The 9,878-nt window shown below is 66.8% G+C and carries 6 protein-coding genes; 3 read left to right on the forward strand and 3 right to left on the reverse strand.

Annotated elements, in window-relative coordinates; all coding sequences use genetic code 11:
- Positions 1-30: 30 nt before the first annotated feature.
- Complete coding sequence (locus ACIQ09_RS20865) at positions 31-624, reverse strand: hypothetical protein (RefSeq protein ID WP_398314137.1); 594 nt, start codon at positions 622-624, stop codon at positions 31-33.
- Between the two features lie 169 nt (positions 625-793).
- Here ACIQ09_RS20865 and ACIQ09_RS20870 point away from each other — a divergent pair, with 169 nt between their 5' ends.
- Entirely contained in the window at positions 794-1,561 is a 768-nt protein-coding gene (locus ACIQ09_RS20870) for a glycine-rich domain-containing protein (protein ID WP_398314139.1), read from the forward strand.
- A 24-nt stretch (positions 1,562-1,585) separates the two neighbouring features.
- Here the strand turns inward: ACIQ09_RS20870 and ACIQ09_RS20875 are convergent, their stop codons facing one another.
- Both ACIQ09_RS20875 and ACIQ09_RS20880 read right to left on the reverse strand, forming a co-directional pair.
- Positions 1,586-2,053, reverse strand: a complete 468-nt coding sequence (locus tag ACIQ09_RS20875) for a DUF1854 domain-containing protein (protein ID WP_398314141.1) — start codon at positions 2,051-2,053, stop codon at positions 1,586-1,588.
- 9 nt (positions 2,054-2,062) lie between these two features.
- Complete coding sequence (locus ACIQ09_RS20880; RefSeq protein ID WP_398314143.1) at positions 2,063-4,378, reverse strand: ABC transporter ATP-binding protein; 2,316 nt, start codon at positions 4,376-4,378, stop codon at positions 2,063-2,065.
- Between the two features lie 250 nt (positions 4,379-4,628).
- On the opposite strand from ACIQ09_RS20880, the gene cphA (ACIQ09_RS20885) reads away from it, so the two are divergent.
- Positions 4,629-6,824, forward strand: a complete 2,196-nt coding sequence (cphA, locus tag ACIQ09_RS20885; RefSeq protein ID WP_398314145.1) for a cyanophycin synthetase — start codon at positions 4,629-4,631, stop codon at positions 6,822-6,824.
- A gap of 80 nt (positions 6,825-6,904) precedes the next feature.
- On the forward strand, positions 6,905-9,475 hold the full coding sequence (gene cphA, locus ACIQ09_RS20890) for a cyanophycin synthetase (RefSeq protein WP_398314147.1): 2,571 nt from the start codon (positions 6,905-6,907) through the stop codon (positions 9,473-9,475).
- Positions 9,476-9,878 lie beyond the last annotated feature (403 nt).

Raw genomic sequence — 9,878 nt, forward strand, 5'->3', positions numbered from 1 at the left:
TGCGGGAGCGGGCGGCGCGAAGGGGAGGGCTCAGGCGGCCTGACGGGCGCGCAGATCACGCAGCAGGAGCAGCGGTGCCCGATGGTAGAGCTTGATGTCGTGATAGGGGTCGGTGAGGATCTTGGTCAGCCACACCAGCCCGGTCTGCACGTTGCGGATGAAGAACAGATGCACGGTGCGGAACAGCAGCCCGGCCACGCCCAGGGCCAGCCACAGGATGCCCAGGTGATCGATGTAGCCCCCCATGTCCGCATGGGCGTCGAAGAGGCCGAACATGGTCGGGTTGAGCCACAGGGCCAGGGGGATGAAGGCCCAGATGGACAACAGCACCACCTTGCGTTTCAGGTTGTAGCCCACCTTCACGGCCTCTTTGTATTCATTGCTGACCTTGTTCTCCTCGTCGAAACCCAGGGGTTCGAAGAAGAAGTGGCCGGACTGGCGCGTGACCATGGAGATCAGCCAGCCGATCAGCGCGGCTTTCACCGGGTCGACGAAGAGCAGGGAGTAGGCAATCAGGAAGCTGATGGCGCTGATCAGGTGCAGGGTCTGGTTGATCCGGCTGTGGTGATAGAAGCGGTGGTCGTCCCAGCGCTGAATCTCCAGCGCGCGCAGAAAATCTTTCATGGAGTCTCCCTAGAGTGTCGAAATGGCCTTCGCGGCAAGACTAAGAAGCTCGCGTTACCGGGCGGCTGCGAAAATGTTAAGGCGGTGTGATCTCCCTGCCTGCGCGGCCCGGGAGGCGGCGGGTAAAATGCCGGACTGATCTTTGCAGCCGGGAAAGGCGGTGGATGGGATGATGGAAAAGCGCCGGGTTTTGGGTGTCGCGCTGGTCTTTGCCGTGCTTGGTGGCCTCGTCACCCATCACCAGCCGGAGATCGGTCAATGGATCCCCCGGGTGCTGCTGGCGACGGGCGTGCTGGTGCTGATGGGCCTCGCCTGGCGGCACTGGCAACAGCGTGCGCGGGCCCGCTTCGTGGCCGACTTCCGCTTTCCGGCAGGGTTGGCGCGCAAGGTCCGTGAGCGCTATCCCCACCTCAGCGATGCCCAGGCCGACATGGTGCTGCGGGAGCTGCGTACCTTCTTCCAGGTTGCGCTGGCGGCCCAGGGGCGGATGGTGTCCATGCCGAGCCAGGCCGTGGACGTGGCCTGGCATGAGTTCATCCTGTTCACCAAGGGCTACCGGTTGTTCTGTCGCCGTGGCCTCGGCCGCTTCCTGGATCACACGCCGGCGGAATACATGGCCACGCCCAATACGGCACGGCAGGGATTGCGCCGTACCTGGCTGCAGGCCTGCCGCCTGGATGGCATCAACCCACGCAAGCCCGAGCGCCTGCCCATGCTTTTTGCGCTGGATGCGCTGCTGCTGATCCCCGACGGCTTTCGCTACGTCCTCAACTGCGCGGGGCCCGACGGGGCGCGGTCGGGCGATGCCTACTGCGCCGGCGACATCGGCTGCAGTGGTGGCGGAGGGGGCTGTTCGGGCGGCTCCGACAGCAGCAGCGGGGACGCCGGCGACGGCGGGAGCGGCTGTGGCGGGGGAGGCTGCGGCGGCGGTGACTGACACCGTCGCCGGTAAGCAGGGCTTTTAGAGGAAGCGGTCGAGCAGACGCTTGCTGTGGCTGTCCAGGGCGTAGCGGTCGCGGATCAGGAAGTTGATGCCGCGGCTGTCGGTGATCATCAGGGCCGGGGTGGTGAGGCGGCGGATGTCCTCTTCGCCCTTCAGCACCATGCTGGTGGGGCCCCGGTCGGTTTCCAGGTCCCAGGTGCTGGGAGTGGCAAAACTGGAAACGTGGCGGATGCGCTGGATCACCGGCATGAACTCGCGGCTGGCCATCTCGTCGGCGATCAACTGGCGGCTGTCGTCAGGCAGGTCGGAGAGGCGCTCGATCCACGCCACTTCCTCGCCTTCGGTGTTGATCAGGCCGATGTTCTCGGTGGGTGCGGCGATGGGGAAGGCGCGCACCGGCGTCACCAGATGGGCCTTGCCTTCCAGATCGGTGAACACGAGCTGGCTGAAGCTGTTGCGGGTGATGTTGAGATTCTGCTGTGACATGGCGGGCCTTCAGGCGGGAGCGTGTTCGCGGTGCTGGGGGACGCGGGGCTCGGCGCCGATGGCGTCGTCGTCCAGCTTGCGGGTCTGGGCTTCGTAGAGGCGGAAGTAGGCACCCTGCTTTTCCATCAGGGTGTCGTGGTTGCCGATCTCGACGATCTGCCCCCGGTCCAGCACCACCAGCCGGTCGGCCTTGCGCAGGGTGGACAGGCGGTGGGCGATGGCGATGGTGGTGCGGCCGCGGATGAGGTTTTCGAGGGCGGCCTGGATTTCCATCTCGGTCTCGGTATCCACTGCCGAGGTGGCCTCGTCGAGGATCAGGATGCGGGGGTCGATGAGCAGCGCGCGGGCGATGGAGATGCGCTGACGCTCGCCCCCCGACAGGGCCTGGCCGCGCTCGCCGACCAGGGAATCGTAGCCCTGGGGCAGGCGCAGGATGAAGTCGTGGGCGTGGGCGGCGCGGGCGGCGGCGATGATTTCCTCGCGGGTGGCGTCGGGCTTGCCGTAGGCGATGTTCTCGGCAATGGTGCCGAAGAACAGGAAGGGCTCCTGCAGCACCAGGCCGATGTTGCGGCGGTATTCCGACACCGGCACCGAGCGGATGTCCATGCCCTCGATGCGGATGGAGCCGTCGGTCACGTCGTAGAAGCGGCAGATCAGGTTGACCAGGGTGCTCTTGCCCGAGCCCGAATGGCCCACCAGGCCGATCATCTCGCCCGGGGCGATGTTCAGGTCGACGCCGCGCAGGATGCTACGGTTGCCATAGCGGAAGCCGACGCGCTTGACCTCGATGGCGCCGGTGACGCGGGGCAGGTGCTGGGGCGTGGCCGGATCGGGCACGCTGGAGACGTGGTCGAGGATGTCGAAGATGCGCTTGGCGCCGGCGGCCGCCTTCTGGGTCACCGAGACGATGCGGCTCATGGAGTCGAGGCGGGTGTAGAAGCGCGAGATGTAGGCCAGGAAGGCGGCCAGGGTACCGACGGTGACGTCGTTTTCGGACACCAGCCAGATGCCGAAACCCCATACGATCAGCAGGCCGACCTCGGTAAGCAGGGTGACGGTGGGCGAGAACACCGACCACACCTTGTTCACCCGGTCGTTCACCGCCAGGTTGCGCCCGTTGGCTTCACGGAAACGGGCGACTTCGCGCTTCTCCTGGGCAAAGGCCTTGACCACCCGGATGCCGGGGATGGTGTCGGCCAGCACGCTGGTGACTTCCGACCACACCCGGTCCACCTGCTCGAAGCCATAGCGCAGCTTGTCGCGCACGGTGTGGATCAGCCAGGCGATGAAGGGCAGCGGCACCAGGGTGACGAGGGCCAGCCAGGGGTTGATGGACACCAGGATGATCGCCGTCATGGTGATCATCAGCACGTCGGTGGCGAAGTCCAGCAGGTTCATGGATAGGAACAGGCAGATCCGGTCCGTCTCGGCGCCGATCCGTGCCATCAGGTCGCCGGTGCGTTTGCCGCCGAAGTACTCCAGCGACAGGCCCTGCAGGTGCTCGTAGGTGGTGGTGCGCAGGTCGGCGCCGATGCGCTCGCTGACCAGGGCCAGGATGTAGGTCTTGGCCCAGCCCAGGGCCCAGGCGAAGACCGCGGCGATCAGCAGGCCACCGAGCATCATGGTGACCCGGTGGCCGTCGATGGGTGCACCGTTCTGGAAGGGGATCAGCACCTCGTCCATCAGCGGCATGGTGAGGTAGGGCGGCACCAGGGTGGCGGCGGTGGACAGCAGGGTCAGCACGAAGCCGGCCAGCAGGCGGCCCCGGTAGGGGCGGGCAAAGCGCCACAGTCGGAACAGGGTCCAGGTGGAGGGCGGTGTGTGGATCTCCCGGGCGCAGGTGGGGCACTCATCGGTGCCCGGCGGCAGCGGTGCGTCGCAGGTGGGGCAGGTGAGGGGTTCCGGCGGGGTCGGCTGGCGGCCGGCCAGTACGCATTCGAGCTGGGCCTTGAAGCGGTCGGAGAGGTTGCGGGCGGCCGGGTCCTGGGCCAGGGTGAAGCGCCAGCCGGCCAGCTTGCCGGCGGTGTCGACCAGGTCGAGGGCGGCGACGCCGCCGTGGTCCCGGTGACGCAGCTGCATGCTTTCCCGGAAGGGCCAGGATTGCCAGGCGCCGGCGGCCTCGTCCCAGGCCATCAGCCGGCGGTCGGTGAGGGCCACGACGCCGCTGCGGAACTGCAGGCTCGCGTCCAGATCGAGGCTCAGGCTGGCCAGAACCTTCTCGTCGGCGGCCAGCGCAGCGTCGAGCTGGGCGCGCCAGCTTTCGGGAACGGCGGGTCCGAGATAGTCGGAATAGGCGGAAGAAAGGTGTGCAGGCGCAGAATTCATTTTGGGGACGCGATGTGGCCTGAGAAAAGGGCCTGACAAAAGGGCCACAGAGAAGGGCCGGCGTGGGGCAAAATTGCGTTCGAAGTTTACTGACTCGTTACAGGCACGTACACCCGGCGGTCGGGCAGAATCGTCGGCTTGTTGATATTTTTTGCTCCGGTAATCCAACCGGGCCCTGCTGCGTTAAGAGAAAGTTCAGTTTTTGTTACACCGTGCCGCTACCCCGCTCGTCACTTCCTCCGCCTTGCCCATGACCAACAAAACGATCGAATTCCTGAACGTGCTCCACCTGCGGGGACCGAACATCTGGACCTACCGCTCCGTCCTCGAGGCATGGGTCGACATCCATGACCTGGAAGACTGCCCGTCCAATGTCATCCCCGGTTTCTACGAGCGACTCACCACGATGCTCCCCAGCCTGGTCGAGCACCGCTGCAGCATCGGCGAGCGGGGCGGCTTTCTCAAGCGCTTGCGCGATGGCACCTGGCCCGGGCACATCCTCGAGCACGTGACGCTGGAGCTGCAGAATCTGGCCGGCATGACCGGAGGCTTCGGCAAGGCCCGGGAAACTGCCATCCGTGGTGTGTACAAGGTGGTCATCCGCGCCTGGCAGAAGGATGTCTCCATGGCGGCCCTCAACATGGGCCACGACCTGCTGATGGCGGCCATCGAGGATCGTCCCTATGACGTGGATGCCGCCGTGCTGCGCCTGCGTGACCTGGTCGATACCTACATGCTCGGCCCGAGCACCCGCTGCATCGTCGAGGCCGCGGCCGACAAGTCCCGCCGTATCCCCTTCATCCGCCTGCTGGCCGAAGGCAACCTCGTGCAGCTGGGCTATGGTGCGCGCCAGCGCCGCATCTGGACGGCCGAGACCGACCGTACCCCGGCCATCGCCGAAAGCATCTCCCGCGAGAAGGATCTGACCAAGAGCCTGCTCGCATCCTGCGGCGTGCCGGTACCCGAAGGTCGCATCGTGGATGGCGTCGAGGATGCCATCGAGGCGGCGGACGACATCGGCTTCCCGGTGGTGATCAAGCCCAGCGACGGCAACCACGCCCGCGGCGTGTTCACCAACGTGCGCAGCGCCGACGAGATCCGTGAGCTTTACCCCCTGACCGCGGCCGAAGGTTCCGAAGTCATTGTCGAGCGCTTCATCCGCGGCGCCGAGCACCGTCTGCTGGTGGTGGGCGGCAAGATGGTCGCCGCGAACAAGGGTGACATGGTGTCGGTGGTCGGCGATGGCGAGCACAGCATCGACGAACTCATCGAGACCCAGATCAACTCCGACCCGCGCCGGGGCGTCGAGCACGAGTTCCCCCTCTACCTGATCAAGCTCGACGACTACCCCGCAGCCCAGATGGAGGTGGCCCGCCAGGGCTTCACCGGCGCCTCGGTGCCGGCGGCTGGCCAGGAGGTGATGATCGTCCGCACCAGCAACATGGCCTTCGACGTGACCGATGAAGTCCATCCCGACACCGCCGAGCTGGCCTGCCTGGCCGCGCGTATCGTCGGTCTGGACATCGCCGGCGTCGACCTGGTCTGCGAGGACGTCTCCCAGCCCCTCGCCGGGCAGCAGGGGGCCATCGTCGAGGTCAATGCCGGCCCCGGCCTGCTGATGCACATCAAACCGGCGGTCGGTCAGCCGCGCCCGGTGGGCGAGGCCATCGTCGATCACCTCTTCGAGAAAGACGAAGACTCCCGCATTCCCGTGGTCGGCGTGACGGGCAGCCGCGGCAAGACGCCGGTGGCCCGGCTCATCGCCCATCTGCTGCGCATCTCCGGCCAGTACACCGGCCTGGCCTGCAGCGAAGGCGTGTTCCTGGATGGCCGCCAGGTGGAGACCGCCGAGGGCACCAACTGGGATGCGGCCGAGCGGGTGTTGATGAACCGCTCCGTCGAGGCCGCGGTGTTCGAGAACAGCTGCCGCAGCATCCTGGCCGACGGCACGGTGTACGACCGCTGCCTGGTGGGCGTGGTCACCAACGTGGATCCCGAGCTGCATTTCGGCGAGTTCTACATCGACAGTGCCGAGAAGGTGTGGAACGTGTTCCGCACCCAGGTGGATCTGGTGCTCTCCTACGGCGTTGCCGTGCTCAACGCCGAAGACCCGGCGGTGGTCGAGATGGCCGAGCTGTCGGATGGCGAGGTGATCTTCTACGGGGTGGATGCCGACGCGGCTGCCATTGCCACAGCGCGGGCCGCGGGCCAGCGCACGGTCTACATCCGGGACGGTGCCATTGTGCTGGCCCGCGGGGCCGAGGAAGATCCGGTGGCTCGCCTGGACCGGATCGCCATGCTGGCGGGGGGGGCCGCGGCGCAGCCGGGTGTGCTCTCCAATCTGCTCGGCGCCGTTGCCGGGGCCTGGGCCCTGGGTATTTCGCCGGCGATGATCCGCGCCGGCGTCACGCCCTACGATCCGAAGGCGCCCCTGCGTAACGACTGAAGCGCCCGCCCCACCGAACCGACATACCAGCCGGCCGCGCCAGAGCGGCTGGCGACAATAAGAGACAAGGACTGAAATCCATGGAAGTTTCACGCATCCGGGCTCTGCGCGGCCCCAATCTGTGGAGCCGGCACACCGCGATCGAGGCCATCGTGTCCTGCACCCCGGCCGAGTGCAATATCGATGCCGTGCCCGGCTACGAGGCACGCCTGCGCAATCTGTTTCCCGAGATGGGCTTTCTTGAGGCCGAGAGCCACCTGGGCGCCATCTCCGTGGCCCATGCTCTCGAAATGGCCGCCCTCGGCCTGCAGGCCAGTGCCGGCTGCCCGGTAACCTTCAGCCGCACCTCCAAGACCCTCGAGGAAGGCGTCTTCCAGGTGGTGGTCGAATACACCGAAGAGAAGGTTGGCCGACTCGCTTTCGACCTGGCCATCGAGCTGTGCCGTGCCGCCGAAAGCGATGGCGCCTTCGATCTGGCCAGTGCCCTGGCGCGCCTGCAGGAGCTCGACGAGGACGTGCGCCTCGGGCCGTCTACCGGCTCGATCGTGCAGGCCGCAGTGGCCCGGGGCATTCCCTACCGCCGTCTTACCGAAGGCAGCCTGGTGCAGTTTGGCTGGGGCAGCAAGCAGCGCCGCATCCAGGCCGCCGAGACCGACCTGACCAGCGCCGTGGCCGAATCCATCGCCCAGGACAAGGAACTCACCAAGACCCTGCTGCGTGCTGCCGGCGTGCCGGTGCCCCTGGGGCGTTCGGTGACCAGTGCCGAGGATGCCTGGCTGGCGGCCCGCGAGATCGGTGGGCTGGTGGTGGTCAAGCCCCGCGACGGCAACCAGGGCAAGGGCGTGGCGGTCAAGCTGCGCACCCAGGAAGAGGTGATGAACGCCTTCCGCGTGGCCGAGGAGATCAGCGATGACGTGCTCGTCGAGCGCTATCTGCCGGGGCACGACTATCGCCTGCTGGTGATCGGCAACAAGCTCATCGCCGCCGCCCGGCGTGATCCGCCGCTGGTGGTGGGCGACGGCAAGCGCACCATCCGCGAGCTGGTCGATCACGTGAACAGCGATCCGCGTCGGGGCGAGGGCCATGCCACCTCCCTGACCAAGATCCGCTTCGACGAGATCGCCCTGGCCACCCTGACCAAGCAGGGCTATGACGCCGACTCCGTTCCGCCCAAGGGCAAGCGGGTGATCCTGCGCAACAACGCCAACCTGTCCACCGGCGGCACGGCCACCGATGTCACCGACGACGTGCATCCCGAGGTGGCCGAGCGCGCCATCGCCGCGGCCCGCAACATCGGCCTCGACATCTGCGGCGTGGACGTGGTGTGCGAGAGCATGCTCGAACCCATGGAGGCCCAGAGCGGCGGCATCGTCGAATGCAACGCCGCCCCCGGCCTGCGCATGCACCTGCAGCCCTCCTACGGCAAGGGCCGACCGGTGGGCGAGGCGATTGTCGCCAACATGTTCAAGCCCGGCGAGAATGGCCGGATCCCGGTGGTGGCGGTGGCCGGCACCAACGGCAAGACCACCACCGTGCGTCTCACCGCCCACCTGCTCGGTGTGGCCGGCAATCGGGTGGGCATGACCAACTCCGACGGTGTCTATGTGGGCAAGCGCCGCATCGATACCGGCGACTGCAGCGGCCCGCGCAGCGCCCGCAACATCCTGCTGCACCCGGATGTGGATGCGGCGGTCTTCGAGACCGCCCGTGGCGGCGTGCTGCGCGAAGGCCTCGCCTTCGACCGCTGCGACGTGGCCGTGGTGACCAACATCGGCATGGGCGACCACCTGGGTTTGTCCTACATCAGTACGGTGGAAGACCTGGCCGTGGTCAAGCGCGTGATCGTCCAGAACGTGGCGGCCCATGGCACGGCCGTGCTCAACGCTGCCGACCCCATGGTGGTCAGGATGGCCGGCGCCTGCCCGGGCTCGGTGCTGTATTTCGCCGCCGATCAGTACAACCACGTGCTCAACACTCACAGGGTGCAGGGCCACCGGGTGGTGTTTGTGGACGGCGACGCCATCGTGGCGGTGCAGGGCGAAGAGAAGTTCCGCGTGCCCCTGGCCGGCATTCCCATCACTCGCAACGGGACCATTTCCTTCCAGATCGAGAACGCGATGGCCTCCATTGCCGCGGCCTGGGCGCTGGGCCTGTCGGTGGATACCATCCTCAAGGGCGTCGCTACCTTCATCAACGATGCCGCCACCGCGCCGGGGCGTTTCAACGTCTTCGATTACAAGGGCGCCACCCTGATCGCCGACTACGGCCACAATCCGGACGCCATCCAGGCCCTGGTGCAGGCCGTCGAGAGCATGCCTGCCGAGCGCCGCTCGGTGGTCATCAGCGGCGCCGGCGACCGGCGCGACGAGGACATCCGCGAGCAGACCCGCATCCTCGGCGCTGTTTTCGACGACGTGGTCCTGTACCAGGACGAATGCCAGCGTGGCCGCGCCGATGGTGAGGTGCTGGCCCTGCTGCAGCAGGGCCTGGTGGATGCCCCGCGGACGAAGAATGTGTGCGAAATCCGCGGCGAGTTCGTGGCCATCGACGAGGCCCTGGGCCGTCTGCAGCCCGGCGACCTGTGCCTGATCCTGATCGACCAGGTGGAGGAAGCGCTGGAGCACATCGCCAGGCGCATCGCGGAGGCCTGAGTCCGGCCTCGGTTGTGCCCGGCTTGCGGTGAAAAGGGCGACGTGAGTCGCTCTTTTCACGTGGGGCGGTGGAATGAATCTACTTTCCTCAGTTGTCCTCCCTGAAGCGGACGCATCCCCAATGCTGGCGGGTGCTTGGGTTTCCTCGGCCGGATCACCCAATGGGTGAAGCTGAAGGGCTATTGGAGACGCTGAGGGTGGCTGGAGGGGCTGTGGGGGCGACTTCGGTCGCCCGTGGACTTCGGTCAAGGGCATGCCGGTGATCGGCGCGCGGATGGGCGACTGAAGAGGGTGTCGCGAAACCCTCTCCCCGCCGTTGAGCTAGGATTCTGGCCGGAGTCGATGAAATCGGTGGGGCCATGGAGCAGAAGAAGATCAAGCGTCGGGTGACCCGGATCAAGAC

It is taken from the genome of Zoogloea sp., from assembly GCF_044344315.1.
In the GTDB taxonomy this organism is placed as follows: Bacteria; Pseudomonadota; Gammaproteobacteria; order Burkholderiales; family Rhodocyclaceae; genus Zoogloea.